At 50.4% G+C, this 23,775-nt stretch carries 24 protein-coding genes; 17 read left to right on the top strand and 7 right to left on the bottom strand.

What is annotated here, in order from left to right; translation table 11 throughout:
* Positions 1-135: 135 nt before the first annotated feature.
* Together argS and ACTHSP_RS05980 are read left to right on the top strand one after the other, a co-directional pair.
* The gene (gene argS, locus ACTHSP_RS05985) at positions 136-1,854 is read left to right on the top strand and encodes an arginine--tRNA ligase (RefSeq protein WP_440345804.1); all 1,719 of its coding nucleotides are present in this window, start codon (positions 136-138) and stop codon (positions 1,852-1,854) included.
* 102 nt (positions 1,855-1,956) lie between these two features.
* Positions 1,957-2,436, top strand: coding sequence for a hypothetical protein (locus ACTHSP_RS05980; RefSeq protein ID WP_141742837.1), 480 nt, complete (start codon positions 1,957-1,959; stop codon positions 2,434-2,436).
* 252 nt (positions 2,437-2,688) lie between these two features.
* Here the strand turns inward: ACTHSP_RS05980 and ACTHSP_RS05975 are convergent, their stop codons facing one another.
* Together ACTHSP_RS05975 and ACTHSP_RS05970 are read right to left on the bottom strand one after the other, a co-directional pair.
* Complete coding sequence (locus ACTHSP_RS05975; protein WP_003686136.1) at positions 2,689-3,045, bottom strand: STAS/SEC14 domain-containing protein; 357 nt, start codon at positions 3,043-3,045, stop codon at positions 2,689-2,691.
* Between the two features lie 18 nt (positions 3,046-3,063).
* Entirely contained in the window at positions 3,064-3,954 is an 891-nt protein-coding gene (locus ACTHSP_RS05970; protein ID WP_049350711.1) for a DMT family transporter, read from the bottom strand.
* 174 nt (positions 3,955-4,128) lie between these two features.
* On the opposite strand from ACTHSP_RS05970, the gene ACTHSP_RS05965 reads away from it, so the two are divergent.
* Complete coding sequence (locus ACTHSP_RS05965; RefSeq protein ID WP_049350710.1) at positions 4,129-4,476, top strand: hypothetical protein; 348 nt, start codon at positions 4,129-4,131, stop codon at positions 4,474-4,476.
* 73 nt (positions 4,477-4,549) lie between these two features.
* On the opposite strand, the gene ACTHSP_RS05960 is transcribed toward ACTHSP_RS05965, so the two are convergent.
* A complete protein-coding gene (locus ACTHSP_RS05960) occupies positions 4,550-5,302 on the bottom strand; it encodes a CPBP family glutamic-type intramembrane protease (RefSeq protein WP_440345803.1) in 753 nt (250 codons plus the stop codon).
* 205 nt (positions 5,303-5,507) lie between these two features.
* On the opposite strand from ACTHSP_RS05960, the gene ACTHSP_RS05955 reads away from it, so the two are divergent.
* From ACTHSP_RS05955 to ACTHSP_RS05915, 9 genes are all read left to right on the top strand, one after another.
* A complete protein-coding gene (locus ACTHSP_RS05955; protein WP_440345802.1) occupies positions 5,508-5,906 on the top strand; it encodes a DUF350 domain-containing protein in 399 nt (132 codons plus the stop codon).
* Between the two features lie 50 nt (positions 5,907-5,956).
* Complete coding sequence (locus tag ACTHSP_RS05950; protein ID WP_440345801.1) at positions 5,957-6,970, top strand: SPFH domain-containing protein; 1,014 nt, start codon at positions 5,957-5,959, stop codon at positions 6,968-6,970.
* Positions 6,971-7,173: 203 nt separating this feature from the next.
* Entirely contained in the window at positions 7,174-8,694 is a 1,521-nt protein-coding gene (locus ACTHSP_RS05945) for a DUF4178 domain-containing protein (RefSeq protein ID WP_440345800.1), read from the top strand.
* A gap of 1 nt (position 8,695) precedes the next feature.
* Entirely contained in the window at positions 8,696-8,842 is a 147-nt protein-coding gene (locus tag ACTHSP_RS05940) for a hypothetical protein (protein ID WP_162837292.1), read from the top strand.
* Complete coding sequence (gene speD / locus ACTHSP_RS05935) at positions 8,839-9,222, top strand: adenosylmethionine decarboxylase (protein ID WP_308186742.1); 384 nt, start codon at positions 8,839-8,841, stop codon at positions 9,220-9,222. Before ACTHSP_RS05940 ends, speD begins: the two co-directional genes overlap by 4 nt.
* A gap of 137 nt (positions 9,223-9,359) precedes the next feature.
* Complete coding sequence (locus ACTHSP_RS05930; RefSeq protein WP_283126960.1) at positions 9,360-9,599, top strand: hypothetical protein; 240 nt, start codon at positions 9,360-9,362, stop codon at positions 9,597-9,599.
* Between the two features lie 6 nt (positions 9,600-9,605).
* Entirely contained in the window at positions 9,606-10,445 is an 840-nt protein-coding gene (locus ACTHSP_RS05925) for a DUF4178 domain-containing protein (protein WP_440345799.1), read from the top strand.
* A gap of 616 nt (positions 10,446-11,061) precedes the next feature.
* Positions 11,062-12,672 carry an NAD(P)-binding protein gene (locus tag ACTHSP_RS05920; protein ID WP_049350705.1) on the top strand — a complete coding sequence of 537 codons (1,611 nt, stop codon included), beginning with the start codon at positions 11,062-11,064 and terminating at the stop codon, positions 12,670-12,672.
* A gap of 68 nt (positions 12,673-12,740) precedes the next feature.
* Positions 12,741-13,109, top strand: coding sequence for a hypothetical protein (locus tag ACTHSP_RS05915; protein WP_049350704.1), 369 nt, complete (start codon positions 12,741-12,743; stop codon positions 13,107-13,109).
* Positions 13,110-13,211: 102 nt separating this feature from the next.
* Here ACTHSP_RS05915 and ACTHSP_RS05910 read toward each other — a convergent pair whose 3' ends face one another.
* Together ACTHSP_RS05910 and edd are read right to left on the bottom strand one after the other, a co-directional pair.
* Positions 13,212-13,850 carry a bifunctional 4-hydroxy-2-oxoglutarate aldolase/2-dehydro-3-deoxy-phosphogluconate aldolase gene (locus tag ACTHSP_RS05910; RefSeq protein WP_003745733.1) on the bottom strand — a complete coding sequence of 213 codons (639 nt, stop codon included), beginning with the start codon at positions 13,848-13,850 and terminating at the stop codon, positions 13,212-13,214.
* Positions 13,851-13,940: 90 nt separating this feature from the next.
* Complete coding sequence (gene edd / locus ACTHSP_RS05905) at positions 13,941-15,776, bottom strand: phosphogluconate dehydratase (RefSeq protein ID WP_049352074.1); 1,836 nt, start codon at positions 15,774-15,776, stop codon at positions 13,941-13,943.
* 481 nt (positions 15,777-16,257) lie between these two features.
* Here edd and zwf point away from each other — a divergent pair, with 481 nt between their 5' ends.
* From zwf to pgi, 5 genes are all read left to right on the top strand, one after another.
* Positions 16,258-17,703 (top strand): glucose-6-phosphate dehydrogenase, encoded by a 1,446-nt coding sequence (zwf, locus tag ACTHSP_RS05900; protein WP_049352076.1) that lies wholly within the window; start codon positions 16,258-16,260, stop codon positions 17,701-17,703.
* Between the two features lie 63 nt (positions 17,704-17,766).
* The gene (gene pgl / locus ACTHSP_RS05895) at positions 17,767-18,462 is read left to right on the top strand and encodes a 6-phosphogluconolactonase (RefSeq protein ID WP_049352078.1); all 696 of its coding nucleotides are present in this window, start codon (positions 17,767-17,769) and stop codon (positions 18,460-18,462) included.
* Positions 18,443-19,423, top strand: coding sequence for a glucokinase (locus ACTHSP_RS05890; protein WP_049352081.1), 981 nt, complete (start codon positions 18,443-18,445; stop codon positions 19,421-19,423). Before pgl ends, ACTHSP_RS05890 begins: the two co-directional genes overlap by 20 nt.
* Positions 19,424-19,500: 77 nt before the next feature.
* Positions 19,501-20,349, top strand: a complete 849-nt coding sequence (gene hexR, locus ACTHSP_RS05885; protein WP_070749009.1) for a DNA-binding transcriptional regulator HexR — start codon at positions 19,501-19,503, stop codon at positions 20,347-20,349.
* 143 nt (positions 20,350-20,492) lie between these two features.
* Positions 20,493-22,136, top strand: a complete 1,644-nt coding sequence (pgi, locus tag ACTHSP_RS05880) for a glucose-6-phosphate isomerase (RefSeq protein WP_440345798.1) — start codon at positions 20,493-20,495, stop codon at positions 22,134-22,136.
* A 52-nt stretch (positions 22,137-22,188) separates the two neighbouring features.
* Here the strand turns inward: pgi and ACTHSP_RS05875 are convergent, their stop codons facing one another.
* Together ACTHSP_RS05875 and ACTHSP_RS05870 are read right to left on the bottom strand one after the other, a co-directional pair.
* On the bottom strand, positions 22,189-23,286 hold the full coding sequence (locus tag ACTHSP_RS05875; RefSeq protein ID WP_440345797.1) for an NnrS family protein: 1,098 nt from the start codon (positions 23,284-23,286) through the stop codon (positions 22,189-22,191).
* A gap of 295 nt (positions 23,287-23,581) precedes the next feature.
* The coding region (locus ACTHSP_RS05870; RefSeq protein WP_440345796.1) for a cadmium resistance transporter at positions 23,582-23,775 on the bottom strand (194 nt) is incomplete at its 5' end.

The raw sequence follows: 23,775 nt of genomic DNA, 5'->3' as shown, positions 1-23,775 counted from the left end.
GCCTTGACAGCAAAATCGTTAAATCAGAATGCAATCATATAACAAGCCGCTGGAAAAGTATTGCAGCTTGCCCTGTTTTAAAGCCCGAAATTCTTTTAAAATACCGCCTGATTTGAATTGATAGAGACCGACAACATGAATTTATACCAAACCGTCGAACGTGAAGCCCAAGCAGCCTTTGCCGCTGCCGGTTTGTCCGACAGCCCCATTGTTTTGCAGCCGACTAAGAATGCTGAACACGGCGATTTCCAAATCAACGGCGTAATGGGTGCGGCGAAAAAAGCCAAACAAAATCCGCGCGAGTTGGCGCAAAAAGTGGCCGAAGCATTGGTCGACAACGCTGTGATTGAAAGCGCGGAAGTAGCCGGCCCCGGCTTTATCAACCTGCGCCTTCGTCCTGATTTCCTCGCACAAAACATTCAGACGGCCTTGAACGACGCGCGTTTCGGCATAGCGAAAACCGCCCAACCGCAAACCGTCGTTATCGACTATTCTTCGCCTAATCTGGCCAAAGAAATGCACGTCGGACACCTGCGTTCCAGCATCATCGGCGACAGCATTTCGCGCGTATTGGAATTTATGGGCAACACCGTTATCCGCCAAAACCACGTCGGCGACTGGGGTACGCAGTTCGGCATGTTGGTCGCTTATTTGGTCGAGCAGCAAAAAGACAATGCCGCGTTTGAACTTGCGGACTTGGAGCAGTTTTACCGCGCCGCCAAAGTGCGCTTTGACGAAGATCCAGCCTTTGCCGACACCGCACGCGAATACGTTGTGAAGCTGCAAGGCGGCGATGAAACCGTGTTGGCGTTGTGGAAACAGTTTGTCGACATTTCGCTCTCGCACGCCCAAGCCGTTTACGACACGTTGGGCTTGAAACTGCGCCCCGAAGACGTGGCGGGCGAATCCAAATACAACGACGGTTTGCAGCCCGTGGTCGATGATTTGGTTCAAAAAGGTCTGGCGGTCGAAGACGACGGCGCGAAAGTCGTGTTCTTGGACGAGTTCAAAAACAAAGAAGGCGAACCTGCCGCATTTATCGTGCAAAAACAAGGCGGCGGCTTCCTCTACGCCTCCACCGATTTGGCGTGCCTGCGCTACCGCATAGGTCGTCTGAAAGCCGACCGCCTGCTCTACGTCGTCGACCACCGCCAAGCCCTACACTTCGAACAACTTTTCACCACTTCCCGCAAAGCAGGCTATCTGCCGGAAGATGCAAAAGCTGAGTTTATCGGCTTCGGCACCATGATGGGCAAAGACGGCAAACCGTTCAAAACGCGCAGCGGCGATACCGTGAAACTGGTTGATCTGCTGACCGAAGCCGTCGAACGCGCCACTGCTTTGGTGAAAGAAAAAAATCCCGAATTGGGCGCGGACGAAGCCGCTAAAATCGGCAAAACCGTCGGCATCGGCGCAGTCAAATACGCCGATTTGAGCAAAAACCGCACCAGCGATTATGTGTTCGACTGGGACGCCATGCTCTCGTTTGAAGGCAACACCGCCCCCTACCTGCAATACGCCTACACCCGCGTGCAAAGCGTGTTCCGCAAAGCAGGCGAATGGGACACAAATGAGCCAACCGTTTTGACCGAACCTTTGGAAAAACAACTGGCTGCCGAGCTGCTGAAATTTGAAGACGTACTGCAAAGCGTGGCGGACACGGCATATCCGCACTACCTCGCCGCCTACCTCTATCAAATCGCTACCTTGTTCAGCCGCTTCTACGAAGCCTGCCCAATCCTGAAATCAGAAGGTGCAACCCGCAACAGCCGCCTGCAACTGGCGAAGCTCACCGGCGACACGCTGAAACAAGGCTTGGATTTGCTGGGCATTGATGTGTTGGATGTGATGTAAATGAAAAGGCCGTCTGAAAACTGTTTTTCAGACGGCCTCCGTTTATCGGCTTCCTTCCTGCCAGCCTGCCGTCTTTTCAAACCTTTTATCGGAGTGAAAAACATGAAACGCCTGCCTGCCATCTTTGCCGCCTTGTTACTCTTTACCTCCTGCCGGGGAAATTCCGCCATGCCTGATAACCGACCCGCTTCCCAAGAACATCCGCCAACGGCTTCCGATGCCGTGCCGACCAATGAAGAATTGTCGGCCTATGCCGAAGAACACCTGGCCGCCTACCGTTATCACGATGCCGCCGCGTGGGCATATGAACTGAAACGGCGGGGCATCACCCTCCCGCCCCGCCTGCAACAAGTATTGGACGAAGAACGCTACGATCCTGATGCCCCCGTGTCCACCGGCAGTATCTACCACCTCCGGCCACAGCAAATCGACCTGCTGCGGGAGAAAGCGGAAAACGGCGACACGGCCGCCGCCAAGCGGCTTTGGCAATATTACAGCCTCTCTGCGGAACAAACGCCCGAGAATAAACGGCAGGCCGATTATTGGGATGCCAAAGCCGGCGGGAGCAGTCAGCCGAAGTAGGTTTGGCGGCAATGCGGGACAATGGCTGCGGAGGTGGATCGGCAGGGTAGTCGGACGGTATGGATGCGGTGTTTTGGCTTGAAACGGATTGCCGGCCGTCGTTTTCCATTACCGCTTCGTTTGAATCAAGAAAGGCCGTCTGAAAGTTTCAGACGGCCTTTTTTTATGCTTTGAAAAATATTGTGATGCCGTTGATTTTGAGCCTAAGCGGTTTTGAATTTGCTCAGGTAATGCGTTCAGACGGCCTTGTCTTTATTTCAAATTGCTTGCCAACAACCAAGCCTGCGCTTCGGTGGCATCGCTGAAATATTTGGGATGTTGGTTGGTCAAGAGGCTGGACAGGCGCGCGCCGAGTTTAATCCAAATGTCGTCAGTAATGACGGCAACGCGGCCGAAGTCGGTTTCGTGTTGGTTGAGGAATTTGATTTGCTCGACCGCCATATCGATGGTGAAGTCTTTCAGCATGGATAAGTCCAACAGGATGTCGGGTAGATGGACTTTTTGTTTTGCGGCCAACAAGGCTTCTTCCAATTGGCGGAAATCGTCCAAAGTGAACTCGTTGTACAGCGCTACGTTTAAGCCGTAAGATTGTTCGCGAATGGAAATCATGGTGTTCTCCTTGTTAAATTATTGCTTCATCAGGAATTTTTTGATTGAGGCCGGAGTAAAACTGCTGAACACGCCGCCTGCAACAATGATAACCATGCCGGCGACTTCCTGCCAAGTGATTTTATCGCCGAAAAGCAGTACGCCGGACAGGGCGGAGAAAACGACGGTCAGGTAGGAAAGCGAGGCAACGGTAAATTTCTTGCCAACCTTATAGGCGCGGGTCATGGCCAGTTGGGCAATCATGGCGGAGATGCCGATGCCGGCCAGATAGGGCAGGGAAGACGCGGTCAGCGGATGCCAGCCGGTAAAGCAGCTCCAAATGGCGGACATAATCAGGCCGGTAAGCGACAGATAAAACACCACGCGCCAGCCCGGTTCGCCCAAAAGCGAGAGTTCGCGCACTTGCAAATATGCCCAGCCTGACATGGCGCCGCCTGCCAAACTGACCAGTGCGGCAAATTCCTGTCCGCCTTGAAAAGATGGATTGAGCAACAGGATAACGCCGATAAAGCCCATAACCAGAATGGCTTGGGTATAAAGCGTAATTCGTTCTTTTAAAATGAAAAATGAAAAGATGGCAAGCCAGATGGAGGAGGTGTAGTTGAGCGTGACGCCTGTTGCCAGCGGCAGATGTATGACGGAATAAAGCGTGCACATCATGGCAAGCGTGCCGATGACGCTGCGGTTGAGATGGGTTTTCCAATGCGGCGTGGAAAATGTGTTGCCTTGCACTTTGGCCATGATGCCTAAGAACAGGGTGGAGACCAGCATGCGCCAAAAGACCAGCTCGCCGCTGGAAAAGCCGAAATGTGTAGAGGCGGCTTTGACGGAGAGGTTCATGACGGTAAAGCCGAGCGTGGCAATAACCACCCATGCCGAGCCGAGCGGATCTTTTCTGATGGTTTCCATTTGATGGGTATGTAAAGCGATTTTATTAATAAGAAAATATTATACAGGTCAATCAGGCCGTCTGAAAAATATCGTTGGGTTTCAGACGGCCTTTTTATTAGAAAATGAGAATTATTATTGAATAATAAAGTGGTTTTTTATAGAATGGAAGCCCTATTTTAAGAAAGGTTTGCCATGAAAGTATCTAATATTCCTGCTGTATTGCTGTCTGCTTTGTTTTCCATTGCCGTTTCTGCCGCGCCTTTGGGGGAGGTTTCCTCCGAAAACGGTAAAATTTTCAGCGGCGAAAATTACATGGTTGTTAAGAAAGACATGAAGAAAGGGGAGCAGATTAAACCGCACGATCATCCGGGTTTTAAAACGCTGATTTTTACCGTTGGAAAAGGAAGCTTTGACGTGACGTTGAATCAGACTGAAAAGCATACGGTCGGCGCAGGCTCGGTGTTGAGGTTTGGCGGCGATGCAGTGATTGAGGCAGTTGCAACCGAAGATGCGGATGTGGCAATTACTTTGATTAAGTAAACCGATAGATGATAAAAGGCCGTCTGAAAAATAATGTTTCAGACGGCCTTGTTTATTCATCCAACCGTTGCCATTAAGCGCAAATCAAATAGATGAAGCCGGAGCCGAAGATATCTGCCAAGGCGTGAATCAGGAAAAACGGCAGCAGGTTTTTGACTTTGTATTTGTAGAAGAAGTAGTACATCAAGCCGAAAACAACGCCGATAACGGTCGCCCAAAGCATGCCTTGGTAAGTATGGAAGGAGACGCGCACCAAGGTCGAATAGGCCAATGCCTGCCATTTGTATTTGTCTTCCACGCAGGTTAAAAGGCCGAGGAAACAGAATTCCTCATAAAAGCCGTTTAAAAGGCCGTAGAGGATGGCCATTGGAGCAAGGGCGGCGAATTTGTTGAAGATGGATAATGGTTTGATGTATTGGAAAATTTCAGTGGTGAAGTAATTGTAGCCGCCGCTTAACGAAGTCACCGCATCGGCGGTCAGACCCATTAGGATAAAAATCACAGGCGTCCAAAACAATACGCCTAAATTAAAGCGAATCGGCAACTGTTTGAAGTCGAAACGGCGGATAACAAGGTAAATCAAAGCAATAGCAAGCAGCGTCAACTGCAGGCTCATGTTTTCCGAATAAGCCACGCCGGTTACCGCAGTATCGCGTACTTCTTCGGTAGCAGCGGCCGTTTCCACTTGCGGCATCAGGCTGGCGATATAAAGTTGGGTAGAACGGTAGGCAAATTGACCGAACAGGATGGCAGTCACAATCAGCATGTCAAACCAGCGCAGATGGCGCAAAGGCTCTTTAGGGCGGATGGCGGCGAGTATGCTCATATTCTCCTCTTTGTTCTAATAAATAGCGGTGCGCAATAATTACATAAATATACAAAAATCGTCAACAATTATCACAATAAAACATGAATTAAAAAATCTGACCGTTTCAGACAGCCTGAAGCGCTTCTAAAAATGCCATATTTCCGAAGGGTTTATCTTCAAAAATATGGCATAATCACTTTATTGCAAAACAAGGAATCTTATCGTGAGTATTTCTCTGTCCCAATATCTGCTTTACCTGCAATATATGTTGGCAGGTGTTGCCATGACTGTAGTTTTCGGTGCCGTATATCTGCGGATTACCCCTGCCGAAGAATTGCGCCTGATTAAAAACGGCAACCTTGCCTGCGCCTTGTCGTTTGGCGGCGCATTGGTCGGTTTCTGTCTGACGCTTGCCTCAAGTATTGCCCACAGTGTCAGCTTCATCGATTTTATCCTATGGGGATTTGCCGCAGCAGTGATTCAGATTTTTGTCTATTTCGCTGCAACAATGATGATTAAAGGCGCTACCGCAGAACTCATTGGCAACAATGTCGCCGTCGGCGCGTTGTTTGGTGCAGTGTCCATCTCGATCGGTATTTTGAACGCTGCTTGCTTGACTTGAATACCCATACCTTGAATTTTGTATCCCGATTTATTTTATAAGGAGTTGAAATGTTCAACTTTATCAAGAAACAGTTTATCGACGTCATTCAATGGCCGAATCCCGATGACAGCCTGCTGATGTGGCGTTTTCCGATTGCCGATGAGGAGATCCAAAACGGTGCGAGCTTGACTGTGCGCGAGGCGCAGATGGCGATGTTTGTCGATGAAGGCGTAACCGCCGACGTGTTCGGGCCGGGGCGTTACACGCTCAATACGCAAACGTTGCCAGTGCTGACCAACTTGAAAAACTGGGACAAGCTCTTTGAATCCCCGTTTAAATCGGATGTTTACTTTTTCAATACCAAACAACAGCTTGCACGAAAATGGGGCACGTCCCAACCTGTTACCGTACGCGATGCCGAGTTTGGCGCGGTGCAACTGCGTTCGTTCGGTATGTATTCTTACCGCATCAGCGACCCGGCAAAATTCTTCAAAGAAGTCAGCGGTGTGGCGACGCAATACAGCGGCGTAGATTTGGAAAACCAGTTGCGCAATATTGCAGTCACCCAATTGGCGGCCGCATTTGGCAGCTCCGGTATCCCGTTCTTGGATATGGCGGCGAACCAAGTTTTGCTGTCGCAAAAAATCGGCGAATTGCTTGGCGCGGAATTTGCCAAGCTGGGTTTGGCGCTGGAAAACTTCACTGTTGAAAGCATTACCTTGCCCGCGTCTATTCAGGCTGCGTTGGATAAGAAAATTTCGATGGGCGTTATCGGCGATTTGGGACGTTACACCCAATATCAAACCGCCGAATCCATCCCGCTTGCGGCACAAAATGAAGGCGGACTTGCCGGAATCGGTGCAGGTTTGGGCGTGGGTGCCGGTATTGGTCAGGTGATGGCGGGTGCTATGTCAGGCATGATGCAGCCGAATGCGCAACAGGCTCAGCAAAATGTTCAGCCGGCTACCGAAGATCCGCAGGCGAAATTGGTGAAACTCAAGTCTTTGCTGGATGGCGGTTTGATTTCGCAAGAAGATTTTGATAAAGCCAAGGCCGAAGTGTTGAAGCAGTTGATTGGTTGACAAATTGAAGGCCGTCTGAAAAATATCATTCAAAGAAGCGTTGAGCTGCTTCTGTGAAAAGGTTTCAGACGGCCTTTTGAATCATTTGATTGAGTCCGTTCGGCGATTTGGTTTGTTTCTAATTTGAAATCATTGATAAAACCAGTTGATATAAACGTTAAGGCCGTCTGAAACATTCCAACCCATTCTGAAAAAGCAAACCCATGTCTCAAACTCCTTTCTTCAAAACCGACTGCCCAAGCTGCGGCGCACCTGTCGAAGCGCATTCTGCTTCTGCTGTGACGCTGGTGTGCGGCTATTGCAACAGCATGCTGGTGCGGCAAGATAACGGCGTTGTCGACTCCGGCCGCGATTCCGCATTGCTGGAAGATTTTAGTCCGCTGCAAATCGGAACCAGCGGCACATTTGTCGCGCAACGCTTTACCTTGGTCGGACGGCTTCAGGTGCAATACGACGATGGCGCGTGGAATGAATGGTATGCGCTATTTGACGACGGCAGGGCAGGTTGGCTTTCAGAGGCGGGTGATTTATATGTGATGACCATGCCGGTCGAAATCGATAATCCGCCGAAATTTGAAGACACGCGAGCCGGATTTAGTGAGCTGACTTTTCAAGATAAGCACTATATTGCCTCCGATGTCCGCAAAATCAGCTTGAAACGCGCGGCAGCTCAGGGTGAATTACCGTTTGTTTTGAAAGAGGATACAGAAAATCGGGTTTCCGACTGGCGTTGCGAAAACCTTTTCATCACGCTCGATTACAACAATAAAACACCCGAAGCCTTCTTTGGCCGGATGGTAAACCTAGATGATTTGAAGCTGGAAAACACGCGCCACGAAGATGAAATTAAAGAAAGCGCAGGCCGTCTGAAAGGCAGTATTACTTCAGAAAACTGTCCTAACTGCGGCTCTTCCATTCATTGGGTGAACGGTCTGACTTCCCATCTGAACTGTCAAAGTTGCGGCAGCGAATTGGCAGTCGGCAAAGATAAAGCGGAGCTTATTACCGCCAATAATCTGCGTTTGTCGCAAAATACGATGTTTACTTTGCCTGTCGGCTCGACAGGCCGTCTGAAAAAACGCGAATTTTACGTTATGGGAGCGATCAGATACGCCGAAACTGACGCACAGGAAACGTTCGACAACCTGTTCAACGGCGCCAACCGCGTGCTCATACCTGAAGGCCAATGGTCGGAATATCTGCTTTACAACCCAACTCAGGGTTTCTTATGGCTGGTTGAAGCTGATGAAGGTTGGAATATTTCTGAAACCTTGAACGATTGGCCGCGCCTCGATCGCAACCGTCAACCGCAAGGCTATGGCAAACTTTATGACTATGGAGGCAGGGTAGAAGTCGCTGCCGGCGCCTTCTATTGGCGTGTCCGAAGCGGTGATTTGAATTATTACAGCGATTATCGAGATGGACAAAGCCGTAAGCTTGGTGCTGAACTAAACAGTCACGAAATGGCATGGAATAGAAGTCCCCCCATTGCTTATCGGGAAATTGCGGATGCATTTAATCTGACCAGCCGCGCTCCGCACTACACTGCAAACATGGCGGCAGACGGTGTTGATAAATCATTAAGAATCATAATGACTGCCATCTTGGTTGTCGTCAACCTCCCTGCGCTTCTGACCGGTGACAGCTCTACTGCACTTACCGTCATCTTTATAGGATGCTGGTTGTTGTGGACCATGGGTAAAAAAGACGAGGACGAGGATTAACATGTCGAGAATCACTTACATCATTTTCAGCACCATCATCATCGTCATCTCCATGATCATTAGCTACGGCTCTTCCGACTCCGACGGCTCGCGTATGCACTCCGGCGGTTATTACGGCGGCAGTGGTTATTCCGGAGGCCATAAATGACCCATGCCCCCGGTAACCATGGCCTATTAGACTTATACGGCTGCGATGAAGCCATCTTAAAAGATGAAGGCCGTCTGAAAACCGCTTTAGCAGCTGCCGCACAGGCCGCAGAAGCCACCATATTAACCGAACACTTCCATACCTTCGGCGGCGCAGGCGGCGTAACCGGCGTTTTACTGCTCGCTGAGTCTCATATCAGTATCCACACTTGGCCGGAATACCATTTCGCCGCCATTGACGCATTTATCTGCGGCGGCATGAAATTGGAAAAAGTGAAGGAAATCTTGTGCAGGGAGTTGGCGGCTGAAAGGGCTGTTTGGACGGTTGTGCAACGTGGCGAAGGTATACTGGACGATATACAATCATTAGTTGAACAATAAAATCTATAAGGCCGTCTGAAAGCATATTCAATCCGTTTTCAGACGGCCTTAAACCTTGTACTGATTAAACTGAAATATTGACGCTATATGGAAAAACGCCTTTTTTTAAAACCGATTGCCCAAGCTGTGGTGCGTCTGTGGAGGCGTACTCCGCTACTGCTGTGACGCTGGTGTGTGGCCATTGCCGCAGTATGCTGGTTGCTAGAAGCGGTAAGGGGAGGAGCGGATATTTTGTTGCCAATGCAGGGCGTGATTCTGCGTTGCTGGAAGATTTCAGTCCGTTACAGATTGGAACGAGAGGCGTTTTTGATGATCGGAAATTTACGCTGATTGGGCGATTGCAGGTGCATTATGATGTCGGCGCATGGAATGAATAGTATGTCTTGTTTGATGACGGGCAGACCGGCTGGCTTTCCGAGGTTGGCGATTTATATGCGATGACTTGTTTGCTGGCTCAGAAGAGGAGACGGGGGCCGAAAAATTTTAAGTCGGTGAAAGCCGGTTCCAGTTCGTTGATCTTTAATGGCCAAACCTTTATTGCGTCAGACGTCCGCACCATACATTACTGTAATACCGATGCGCAAGGCGAGTTGCCGTTCAATTTATCTGGGAATCAAGCGATAGGCGAGGTTTGCGACTGGCGACGGGGCAATTTGTTTTTGACCTTGGATTATTCGACTTTTCCAATGGACTCCTACTTCGGACGCATAGTCAGTTTGGACAGTTTGAAGCTGGAAAATAAGCGCAGTGATGATGAAATCCGTGAAAGTGCAGGCCGTCTGAAAGGAGAGATTCTTTCTGAAAACTGCCCTCATTGCGGCGCTCCTGTTCATTGGCCAGGTGGTGTTACTTCTTTCCTTTTATGTCAGTCTTGCGGCAGTAGTTTGAACACGACAAAAGATACTGTTGCGTTGATGGAGGCAAATGCCCAAAGGAAAGAACAAGAAAACCTGTTCACACTTTCCATAGGTACGAAAGGCCGTCTGAACGATACAGAATATCTGATTATCGGGGCTGTAAGATTTGCTGAGATACCGTCCTATAACCAAAATCAGTCTGAATACTGGACGGAATATCTGCTTTATAACACGCAGCAAGGGTTTGCCTGGCTGATTGAGTCTGGAAAACGCTGGCGGTTGTCAGAAACCTTACACACATGGCCGGACTTTGATTCAAGTGGCAATCCTGCCGGTGAAATGTTGATTGATCATTACCGTGGGTAGGTCGAGGCAGCGGCTGGTGCGTTTTATTGGAAAGTCAAACAAGGCGATTTGCTTCATTATAAGGAATATAGCGGCAAGAAAAGTTATGGCCGGAATGTCATTCTGTGTTCTGAGCAGAGCAAGGATGAAATAGTCTGGAGTAAAAGCAGTCCTGTGTCTTACCGTCAAATGAGAAAGGCATTCGGCCTGTCTTTTGATACTAAGGAGATGCTCTCTTACTGGCTGAAGGGTGACAATAGAAATGTTGGGAGTAGAGATAATGTAGCCTGTATCATTGCTATGCTGATTCTTATCATCGTCAACCTTCCGGCCTGGCTGTCACCGCACCTACGTAGCCCAGTTGGTATAGCGGTCAGTCTGTGTGCGTTGGTATGGATATGAGTTTCTGACAGATATAAAAACGATCGTGATTACGAAGAAGAACGGGTAGGGACGATTATTTTCTTTGCTTTCATCATTTTTCTTACCGTCTTGTTCAACTATGTCCAAGCGGAAGATAGCGACTCATCGCATTCCGGCAGCTCCTATCATGGTTATTCGGCAGGGCATAAATAACGCGAGACCTGCTTAACCTCGTTGTACCGTTTTATTTTTTCAGACAACCTTTTTATAAAACATGCTAACCCGCCGTCAATTTCTCAGTTATACCGCCGCGCTTGGTGCTGCTTCTGCTTTCTCTTGGCAGACTTACAAATACCTCAACCGCAAACCGCCGGTTTCTATTAACCGTGTCGGCTTGCCGTTGGGGCATTTGTTGCGCGACGGAGAATTGTTACAAGCGCCGGCTCGTCGTTATGAATGCAATACCTTGATACTTGGTGGCGGTGCAGCTGGTTTGGGGGCGTTGTGGTATTTAGCGAAGCATAATCACCGCGATGTATTGTTGGCAGAAGGGTTTGAACGTAATGGCAACAATGCCGCCTATACGTCTTCAGACGGCCTGAAAGCGCCGAGCGGTGCGCATTATTTGGCTTTGCCGTCGAAAGAAAGCGTGTATGTGCGCGAGATGCTGGCGGATTTCGGTATTTTGCAGTCAGACGGCAGCTTTAGGGAAACCGATTTGGTCTATGCGCCCGAATCGCGCCTTTTGTATCAGGATAAATGGGTGGAACATTTATTGCCGAAAGAAGATGCGGACTCCAAACGGTTTTTTGATTTGATAGGCCGTCTGAAACAGGTTTACGGCAATGACGGTAAGAAAATTTTTGCCATTCCGATTGCGCTGTCATCGGCCGATGAGACATGGCGCAAACTCGATAATCTGACGTTCAAACAATGGCTTGAGCAGGAGGGCTACCACTCGCCCGAGCTTTTATGGTATCTCGATTATTGTTGCCGCGACGATTACGGGCAAGGTATTGGGCAAGTGTCTGCCTTTGCCGGATTGCATTATTTTGCCGCCCGCAACAGCGCGGAAACCGTCCTCACTTGGCCCGAAGGTTTGGCGCATCTTTCTGAAAGCTTGCGCCGTCATGCCGGTTTGCAGGAGGACTGGCAATGGCCGTCTGAAAGCAGTATCCGTTTGGAGAAGCCTGCTTCAATTAATGCTTCTGCCGTCAAAATCAAACCGCTTTCGGATGGCCGGATTGAAGTGTGGCTGCGTGATAATGCAAAAGGGGAAACCGTTGCCGTAACCGCGCAACACGTTATCTCCGCCATGCCGCTGATGGTTGCAGCCCGCGTTATTGAATTTCCCGAACGATTTGGTCTGGACATTCCCGAATACGCGCCATGGCTGGTTTCTAATTTTGAACTGCACAGTTTTCCGAAAGAAAAAAACAACAGCGAACTTGCGTGGGACAACGTGGTTTATGGCAGCCAAGGGCTGGGTTATGTTGTTGCGACCAACCAGTTTATTCGGGTTGCCCGTCCTGAACGCACGATTTTTACCGCCTACGCCGCGCTTAACCACGATACGCCACAAGTCGTCCGCCGCCAGCTGCTTGAAGCAAGCGACGAAGAGTTGCTCCAGCTTGCCGCCCAAGATCTGCTTACCGCTTACGGCGAAGGCTTTTGGCGGCACGTTTCCCGTGTTGACATTACCGTTCGCGGGCATGGCATGAGCGTGCCGAAACCCGGCTATTTAAGCGATGAGGCTTTATTAAAAATCAGAAACCGAAATTCTGGATTATTATTTGCACACAGTGACTTAAGCAGCTATTCGGTATTTGAAGAGGCTTTGTATTGGGGTGTGGAAGCGGCACGGAAAGTGTTGGGACAGGGATAATTTGAATTAGGAGGATACTGGGCTAAATATCTGTTTGTATTTAAATTTCAATTCTAAAAGGAAATTATATGAAATATTTGAGCTTTTCTCTGATTGTTGCCTTAGGGTTAGGGAGCGCGGCATTTGCCTCTGCTGAAAAAATGCTGCCTCTGAACGAAACAGGCTGCATTGACCAACCCTTACAGGTTAAACGTGGCCAAGTGTTTGGTTTTAATAGTTCGGCAGATGCCGGTTTAGTGCTTTCGTTCGCGCCTGTCAGTCCCAGTGTCGTTGTAAAAGACCCGAAAGGCAAACGGATTGCTTTGGAAGTAGGGGCTGATGGAGATGCACCTGAAAACCGCTTCAGCTTTGCCGAAATCAATCAAAAAGGACGTTACACCATCCGCTTCCCACGCGCGGGTAAGATTGAATCTTTGTGTGTTAATGCCGCTAGTTAGGATAAATATTAAGCCGAATAATGCTTAATTCGGTATGCTTGCAGTAAAAAAAGGCCGTCTGAATATGATTTCAGACGGCCTTTTTTAACCTTATAACCTTAATTAGGCTTTTGGTTTTAAAGCGGCAGCTTCGCGAGCCAGACGGGTGATGGTATCCCAGTCTTTGTTTTTGATGGCTTCTTTCGGAGTTAGCCATGAGCCGCCGACGCACAAGACATTAGGTAGTGCCAAGTACTCGGGTGCAGTTGCCAGGCTGATGCCGCCGGTCGGGCAGAAGCGAACATCAGCATAAGGGCCGTAGAGGGCTTTGAGCATGGCTTTGCCGCCAACGACTTCGGCAGGGAAGAGTTTGAGGGTATCGATGCCGTGTTCCAAAGCCAGTTGGACTTCGCCCGGAGTGGCAACGCCGGGAATCAGGGGGATGCCGCTGTTGTGGCTGGCTTTGGCGAGGGATTCGTGCAAACCCGGGCTGATGGCGAAAACCGCGCCTGCATCTTCGACGGCTTTGAGCTGTTCGGGATTGGTTACCGTACCCGCACCGACAATGGCGTTGGGCACTTCTTTGGCAATCAGGCGGATGGCGTCGAGGCCGACAGGGGTACGCAGGGTGATTTCGAGGGTAGGAATGCCGCCTTCGACAAGGGCATGGGATAAATCGACGGCAGTACTCAAGTCGTCAATCGCCATCACAGGCACAACTGCGCCGGCAGTCAGAATTTCACGAGGGGTCAGTTTAGACATTTTAGGTCTCCGTTAGGGACTGTATCGTAATAGGGTCGTTAACATGGTTTCAGACGGCCTGTTTGTTTTAAAAGGCCGTCTGAAAAGGGTTTAGGCAAATTCGCCGCCGAAGCTCATGGCACCGGTTTCTGCGCTGCTGGTCATGCTGCGGAAGTTGGCGAAGAGTTCGCGGCCGCAGCCTTGTTGGTTGGCGCTCAAGTCGATGCGCTCGACTTCGCGGGCGTTCCATTCGGCTTCGTTGATCAGGACGTTGAGTTCGCCGGTAACGGAGTCGAAGCGGATCAGGTCGCCGGTACGGATTTTGGCGATGTTGCCGCCCATCAAGGCTTCAGGTGTCATGTGGATGGAGGCCGGAACTTTACCGGACGCGCCGGACATGCGGCCGTCAGTCAGCAACGCCACTTTGAAGCCGCGGTCTTGCAGGATACCCAACGGCGGGGTCAGTTTGTGTAACTCGGGCATACCGTTGGCGCGCGGGCCTTGGTAGCGGACGACGCAGACGAAATCGCGTTCCAGCTCGCCGCGTTCAAATGCCGCCAACACTTCGCGTTGGTCGTTGAACACGATGGCGGGCGCTTCGATGATGCGGCAGCCTTCGCGTACGGCGGACACTTTAATCACGCCGCGTCCGATGTTGCCTTTCATCAGGCGCAAACCGCCGTCGGGGGAGAACGGGTTGTCGGCTTTGCGCAGGATGTCGTCGTTGCCGCTGGTTTCGGGGGCTTCGCGCCATTCAAGTTTGCCGTCGATGAGGAAAGGCTCTTTGGTGTAGTGGCGCATTCCGTGTCCGACGACGGTATCGACATCGTCGTGCAACAGGCCTGCGTCCAGCAATTCGCGGATAACGAAAGGCAGGCCGCCTGCCGCGGTAAAGTGGTTCACGTCGGCTTTGCCGTTGGGGTACACACGGATCAGCAATGGGATGATGGAAGAAATTTCGTCGAAGTCGTCCCAGTTCAAAATCACGCCTGCGGCACGCGCCATAGCAACGAGGTGCATGGTGTGGTTGGTCGAGCCGCCGGTTGCCATCAGGCCGATCAGGGCGTTGATGAAGGATTTTTCGGTCAACATTTCGCCCAAGGGTTTGATGGTGCCGTTTTTGATGCCGCGCGCGAGGTGTCCGGCTGCGTAGCGGGTCAGTGCTTCGCGCAGGTCGGTATAAGGGTGGACAAAGGCGGCTGCAGGCAGGTGCACGCCCATCATTTCCATCATCATTTGGTTGGAGTTGGCGGTACCGTAGAAAGTACAAGTACCCGGGCTGTGGTAAGAGCCCATTTCGCTTTCAAGCAAGGCATCGCGACCGACTTTACCTTCGGCAAAAAGCTGGCGGGTACGGGCTTTTTCTTTATTGCCTATGCCGCTGGACATCGGGCCTGCCGGAACGAAGATGCCCGGAATATGGCCGAAAGACAAAGCGCCGATCATCAGGCCCGGAACGATTTTGTCGCACACGCCCATAAACAGGCTGCCGTCGAACATTTGGTGCGACAGGCCGATGGCGGTACTCATGGCAATCACGTCACGGGAGAACAGTGACAATTCCATACCGGCATAGCCTTGGGTAATACCGTCGCACATGGCAGGCGTACCGCCGGCGACTTGGGCGGTCGCGCCGTTTTTCTGTGTTTCGTCTTTGATTTGATCAGGGAAGTCTTTAAACGGCTGGTGTGCGGAAACCATGTCGTTGTAGGCAGTAATGATGCCTAAGTTGGGAACGGTGTCCTGAAGCATTTCGATTTTGATGCTTTTGGGCATGGAGGCGTAGCCGTGCGCCAAATTGCTGCAGCCGAGCTGGTTGCGCTCTAAGCGTCCCATCTGTTTGGCACTACGGATTTTCGCCAGATATTTTTCGCGGGTCGGACGACTGCGTTCGATGATGCGCTCGGTGATTTCGGCGAGCTTGGGGTGGATAGGAGTGGGGGTCATGTGCTGTCTCCTGGCAAAACGATATGATAGGGATTTTGTTTGCGCGTTTCTGATTTTTGTATTGGGTGTTTTTCAGACGGCCTGGAGCTGTGGGAATAAATAATGAGTGCCGTCTGAAATGTTGAAGATTTCTCTTCGAAGTGTCTGCGTATTATAGTACAAATTCTGTAATTTTGTTACAGAATAATTCGCTAAGTGGAAGAAATTTGATTTAAATCGAGGTATAGTCAATTTGTAAAATGGCAGGCTGCAAAAGTCATCAAACTTTTATGTTAAATCAAACAATTTGTAAAAATGAGAATGGACAAAATCTGTAGCCATGTGTAGTATTACTACTCACTAGCCCGCTTGTTTGAAATTTTGGTGCGGGCGATTGGTTTTTTACTGCTTATTGCTTAAAGGCTTTTGATTTTAATTGATTTTTATGGATGACGACAGTCCAAGAGTTTTGAAGCAAGCTTCCTCAACGAGAGATGAAACGATGAGTACACAGACAAATTTTGATTTGGTGTTGTTTGGCGCGACCGGCGATTTGGCAATGCGTAAACTTTTGCCTTGCCTGTATCAGGCGCATGTAGCCGGTTTGCTTCATCCCGAAGGTCGTATTTTGGGTGTAAGCCGCAGCGAATTGGATACCGCCGGCTTTTTGTCTAAAGTGGAAACGAATTCTAAAATCCATGTCAAACAAAACTTCTCAGATGAAGCGTGGGCGTCGTTTATCCAACGTATCGAGTATTTAAAAGTCGATGTCACAGAGAAAGGCGATTTCATTGCCTTGGGCGACTTGGTAAAAGCACGCAAGAATACTGAAAATGTCGTGATCTACCTCTCAACTGCGCCGAAATTCTTTGCGCAAGCCTGTGAAAACCTTGCCGAAATCGGTTTGAATGCCGATAACGTGCGCGTGGTTTTGGAAAAACCGTTGGGTACGGACTTGGCCTCTTCCCAACAAATCAATACAGATGTAGCCCGTTATTTCAAAGAAGAACAAATCTACCGTATCGACCATTATCTGGGTAAAGAAAGTCTGCAAAACCTGTTGGCCTTGCGTTTTGCCAATGTGATGTTCGAGCCTTTGTGGAACAACAAATATATTGAAAGCGTACAGCTGACCATCGCCGAGCAGTTAGGCGTAGAAGAACGCGGCGAGTTTTACGACATTACCGGCGCGTTGCGCGATATGGTGCAAAACCACTTGATGCAAATGCTTTGTATGACTGCGATGGAAGCACCGGCGAGCTTGGATGCCGATGCCGTACGCGATGAAAAAGTGAAAGTCATCAAATCGCTGAAACCGCTGACTATCGAATCCGTTAACGAAAATGTTATTCGCGGCCAATATGTTGCAGCAAACGGCATGAACGGCTATCTGGAAGAAGTCGATGTACCGAAAGACAGTTTCACTGAAACCTATGTCGCCATCAAGGCCGAAATCGAAAACGAACGCTGGAAAGGCGTACCTTTCTACCTGCGTACCGGCAAACGCATGGCAGGCAAAGTGGCGGAAATCGTGTTGAACTTCCGTCCGCTGCAAAACCATATTTTTGACAACAGCCAACCTGCGCCGAATCGTTTGGTTATTGAACTACAACCGACCGAATCCATCCGCCTTTACACTCAAGTGAAAACCCCGGGTGCAGGCAACAAAGTCGAAGTTACGCCGATTGGTGTGGACTTGGGCACAGCCGTAGAGGGCCGCCGCGCCGAGGCTTATGAGCGTCTGCTGCTGGATGTGATTAACGGCAAACTCGCTTTGTTCAACCGTCGTGACGAACTCGAAGCCGCTTGGGAATATGTGATGCCGATTTTGGAAAACTGGGCGAACAATACAACGCCTCCACATGCTTACGAAGCCCATTCTTGGGGTCCTGAAGCTGCGCGCGCGTTGTTGGCCCGTGACGGCAACAAGTGGCACGAAGAGCAATAATATTTCTTTCAGACGGCCTTGTTTTCCAACAAAAGGCCGTCTGAAACCATGAAAGGACGAAACATGTTTGTTTGGCACGAACAAGAAAACGCTGCAACTGCCGCGCAAGCTCTCGCCGATGCCGTTGCCGCCGCATTACAAACCGCGTTGAATGAGAAAGGCCATGCGGTTTTGGCTGTTTCCGGCGGTCGTTCGCCGATTGCGTTTTTCGAGGCTTTGTCGCAAAAAGATTTAGATTGGCAAAATGTCGGCATTACTTTGGTGGACGAGCGTATTGTTCCGACCACGCATGCCGACAGCAATACAGGCTTGGTACGCGAATATCTGCTCAAAAATAATGCGGCCGTTGCCACATGGATTCCTGTTGTTGAAGACGGAAAGTCTGAAACTGAATTACAACCTGAAGTTGTCGTTGCTTACGCATTGAAATATTATAAGCAACCTGACGTGCTGGTGTTGGGCATGGGCGGAGACGGGCATACGGCGTCGTTGTTCCCTCAAGCGCCTCAATTACAGGCCGCAATCAATGAAGCTAATGATCCAACATTGATTCATACTACGCCGGTTACCGCACCGCATGAGCGTGTGAGCATGACTTTGGGTGCGATTGCCAAAACGCCGAATGTATTTTTGGCTATTCAAGGCGCAGAGAAAAAAGCGGTATTCGATAAGGCTGCTGCAAGGGCTGACACCGAATATCCGACCAGTCTGATTCTCAATCACCAAGGAATTAACTGCCATGTCTACTATGCACACTGAGGCTTATCCTCGTTTGGTCGCCGATATCGGCGGTACGAATGCCCGTTTTGCACTTGAAACTGCACCACAGGTCATTGAAAAAGCTGAAGTCTTGCCTTGCAAGGATTACGACACCATCGTCGATGCCGTCAAAATTTATTTGGAACGCGCAGGCAGCCCGAAAGTTTTGCACGCCGCCTTTGCGATTGCCAATCCGATTTTGGGCGACTGGGTGCAGATGACCAACCACCACTGGGCATTCTCCATCGAAACCACCCGTCAGGCTTTGGGTTTTGAAACGTTGATTCTGTTGAACGACTTTACCGCCCAAGCTTTGGCGGTAACACAAACCGATAAGAAAGACTTGATACAAATCGGCGGTCAAAAACCAATCGAATTTGCGCCTAAAGCCGTTATCGGTCCGGGTACTGGTTTGGGCGTCAGCGGGTTGGTGCACAGCGCTGCCGGCTGGGTGGCGTTGGCAGGCGAGGGCGGCCATGCCAGCTTCCCGCCGTTTGACGATATGGAAGTGTTGATTTGGCAATACGCTAAAAACAAATACGGTCATGTTTCTGCCGAGCGTTTTTTGAGCGGCGCAGGTTTGAGCCTGATTTACGAGGCATTGGCCAAACGCGACAACATCAAACAATGCCGTCTGAAACCCTCTGAAATCACCGATAAGGCATTGAGCGGAACATCACCGATTTGTCGTCAGACTTTGGATATTTTCTGCGCCATGCTGGGTACGGTTGCTTCCAATTTAGCTTTGACTTTGGGCGCGCGCGGCGGCGTGTATTTGTGCGGCGGGATTATCCCGCGCGTGTTGGATTACTTTAAAACGTCTCCATTCCGCAGCCGCTTTGAAAACAAAGGCCGCTTTGAAGCTTATCTTGCCGCCATTCCCGTGTATGTCGTATTGAGCGAATTTCCGGGCATCGTCGGCGCGGCGGTCGCATTAGACAATCATTTAAATAACGTTTAAACACACAAACGGCGGTGCAGGGCAGGGTACGAAAATGTACCTTGTCCTGAACGTCAAAGAATCAAAGGGTAGAGTATATGTTAAGCAAAATCAGCGAATCATTGTCCAATCTCTCCGGCGCAGAACGCAAAGTTGCCGAATCTGCGCTGGCCGAGCCGAAATGGTTTGTTCATGCCGCTGTGGCGGAAATCGCCGAGCGTGCATCCGTCAGTCAGCCGACAGTGATCCGTTTCTGCCGCAGTTTGGGTTACAAAGGCTTGCCTGAGTTCAAACTCGCTTTGTCTGCCAGCATCGGTCATGAAGGCATGCCTTACGTTCATGAAGAATTGAACGCCGATGACAACATGAGCAGCGTGGTTGAAAAAGTCTTGGGCAATGCCGCAGCCTCCCTTTTGGGCGAGCGCCGCTTCCTGAAAGAATCCGAGCTGGAAAACGCGATTGCCATTCTGATGCACGCACGACGCGTTGAGTTTTATGGTGTCGGCAATTCCGGCATCGTTGCTCAAGATGCGCAGCACAAATTCTTCCGCTTCGGTATGTCTACTGTTGCCTATGTCGATACGCATACCCAGCTGATGGCGGCTTCCGTATTGACCGAGCAGGATGTGTTGGTGGCGATTTCCAATACCGGCTCATCTATCGAATTGTTGGACGCGGCCAGTATCGCTAAAGAAAACGGCGCAGCCGTTATCGCGCTGACCCGCAATGATTCGCCGTTGGCACAAATGGCCGACTGCGTATTGAGCATTGCCACTCAGGAAAATGCCGAGCTTTATACGCCTATGGTGTCCCGTCTTCTGCAGCTGGCCGTTATCGACATTCTTGCCATCGGCTTGGCTTTACGCTTGGGCGACACGGCCAGCATTCAACTGCAAAAAAGTAAAAAAAGCATATATAACAAACACATCGAATACGATAAAGATTGATTCTTCACTGATATATTCAGACGGCCCCAACCTACATCAAGGCCGTCTGAAACCTCAAAAAACGGAAACCACCCCGTTCCCGTTTCAGACGACCTCACGGCCGTTTTCTCAACAAAACTGTCCACTATCCAGGAGAGCATCCGATGAAACACCTTCACGATTTACCAGCTTGGTCAAAATTATGGATACATTTTGACGAAACCAAAGAACAACATATGCGCGAAATGTTCGAGCAAGATCCCGAACGTGCCGAGCGCTACTGGATGCAGGTTGGCGGCCTGACTTTGGATTATTCTAAAAACCGTATCAACGACGAAACCATGTCGCTTTTGTTCGAGTTGGCGCGTGAAGCAGGCGTGCCGGAACGGATGCAGCAAATGTTCCGCGGCGAAAAAATCAATACGACAGAAAACCGCGCCGTACTCCACGTTGCCCTGCGCAACCGCACCAATGCCCCCATCATCGTGGATGGCGAGGATGTGATGCCTAAGGTCAACCATATCCTGCAACGCATGGGCGAGTTCGCGCATGAAGTCCGCAGTGGCAGCTGGTTGGGCTATACCAATCAAGTCATTACCGACGTCGTCAACATCGGTATCGGCGGCTCCGACCTCGGCCCTCTGATGATGTGTACCGCGCTCAAGCCTTTTGGTCATCCTCGCCTGAATATGCACTTCGTCTCCAACGTGGACGGCTCCCAACTGAGCGACGTATTGTCTAAAGTCCACCCTGAAACCACCCTCTTCATCATTGCTTCCAAAACCTTTACCACCCAAGAAACCCTGACCAACGCCCTGACCGCGCGTAAATGGTTCTTGGATCATGCAGGCGATGAAAGCGCCGTAGCCAAACACTTCGTTGCCGTATCGACCAACCAAAAAGCCGTCGCCGAATTCGGTATCGATACCGCCAATATGTTTGAATTCTGGGACTGGGTAGGCGGACGATACAGCCTGTGGTCGGCCATCGGCCTGCCGATTATGCTGTATCTCGGAGAAGAAAACTTCATCGAAATGCTCAACGGCGCGCACCTGATGGACCAACACTTCATCAACACGCCGCTGGAGCGCAACCTGCCGGTTATCCTTGCCCTTATCGGCGTTTGGTACATCAACTACTACGGCGGCGGCAGCCACGTTATCGCACCTTACGACCAACATCTCCACCGCCTGCCCAAATTCATCCAGCAGCTCGATATGGAGAGCAACGGCAAACAAGTGACCCTTGACGGCAAAGCTGTCGGTTACGAAACTTCGCCGATTATTTGGGGCGAAACCGGTATTAACGGCCAGCACGCCTTCTTCCAACTGCTGCACCAAGGTACGCACATCACGCCGATTGACCTGATTGCATCCCTTGAAAAACGCAGCAACCTGCGCGGCCACCACGAAATCCTGTTGGCAAACGTCTTTGCCCAAGCCGAAGCCTTTATGCGCGGCAAAACGCCTGACGAAGTACGCGCCGAGCTTCAAGCACAAGGCATGGACGAAGCACGTATCGAAGAGCTGGTTCCGCACAAAACCTTCTCCGGCAACCGTCCGACCAACCTCATCCTCATGGACAAAATCAACCCGCGCAATATGGGCAGCCTGATTGCCATGTACGAACACAAAACTTTTGTTCAAGGCATTATTTGGGGCATCAATAGCTTTGACCAATGGGGCGTAGAGCTCGGCAAACAACTGGCCAAAACCATTCTTGCCGAATTGACCGGCGAGACCGAAGTGCAAAAACACGACAGCTCGACTACACGTCTGATTAATCTTTATTTGAACGCCAACAAATAAAGCGTTTATTTAAAACAAAAGGCCGTCTGAAACTTTCAGACGGCCTTTTGTTTTATTCCGGATCATCCGTAAACGCATTCGCCCGAAAGATCGGTACGAACGTCAACAGATAAAGCACGAACACGGCGGCGGTCAGAATCGCGGGGACGGTGATGAATAATATCGGATTCACGTTCATTAAAACAGCGCGCGAGACGGCTGCGGAAAAGAGGATGGGAACGGCGATGCGGCAGAGTTTAGGGTAGTCGAGTTTGGTAAAGCCGCTGTGCCACAGTCCGGCGGTGAGCCACACCATCATCACGCCGCCCATCATGCCGCCGAGGGTAATCAGGTGCAGGGGCGCGGAGGTGGGCAGGTTTTGCAGTTTCGCCGCGCCTGTCCACAGATAGCCTGCGGCGGCAAAAAGCTGGAGCAGGTAATAGGTGCGGACGTAGTGTTTGCGCAGGAGTTCATGATGGTGCAGTTCGCGCAGCTTGGCGAGCAGGATGAAGCCGACGGCGAGCGCGGTAAAACCGGCGGTTTGCGCGGGCAGCCAAAGCTCGGCGGCGGCGTGCAGCAGCAGGAAGGTGATGGCGATGTTTTTATAGACGACGTTGGGGATGAATACGGGGTCTTTCAGACGACATTCTTTAAGGGCTTCCGCGCCCAGAAGGACGCTGACGCGGACGGATACAAACATGACCGCCGCCATGTTCAGATGCACTTGCGCGCGCAACAGGTTCAAATCACCGCTGACGGCATAGGCCGTCTGAAAAACGGTGAACGCGGCAAGTAACATTAGCAGGGCAAAGTTGTCGGTGTTGCGGTCGAGCCAAATCAGCCAGGCGCAGAACAGCAGCAACACCAGCCAATAGGCGGCGACGAAAAACGAAGAGGTTTGCGTCGCAAACGGCAACAGGACGGATGCGGCGAACAACAATGCCGCCATCAAAGTAGCAACAGGTTTCAGACGACCTTTATAACCCGTCCATTCGAGCATGGCGGCAGTCAGAAAACCGCCGTATGCCGCAGGCAGCATGAGTTCTAAGAAGATTTGGCGGTGCAAGACGATGGCACCGGGGCTGATGAGAAACACCAACACGCCGAGTATGGCAAGTACCGCCGCGCCGACAAAAAACGGCCGCATGGGGTGGGTGAAAAATTTATTCATGACTTGGCTTGATTCTGCATGAAGATGCTTTCGGATATGGATTTATTGGGCGGACAGGGCCGTATCTTTTGCCAAAGAGGCAAGCCTGCGGCTTGCTTACCCTCTCCCTAGCCCTCTCCCACGGGGAGAGGGGATTAGGCTGTCGAGCCCGAGCATTTTCAGGTTTACCTGCCATCTGATTTTCAATCCTGCGCTCTCTGATTTTCAGCAACCTGTTCCCCTCGCCCCGTGGGAGAGGGTTAGGGAGAGGGTAACGAACCGCAAGGTTTGTCAGATACTCAAATGCCCGTATCATTCATATTATTGATATTATTGTTTGAATTGTATTATTTTCAATAATAATAAATAATCCTAAACCAATATAAATAACAGCCATTATCCAACGACTAAACTTCTCTACAATTTCACCAATACCTGAAATATTAGCCAATCTTTGTGCTGTATATACTAAAACAAAAATCAATATTAAAAATACAAGAAGAGTAACTA

This window comes from Neisseria sp. P0001.S005, from assembly GCF_051963715.1.
This window is presented reverse-complemented; position numbering and strand designations above follow the sequence as displayed.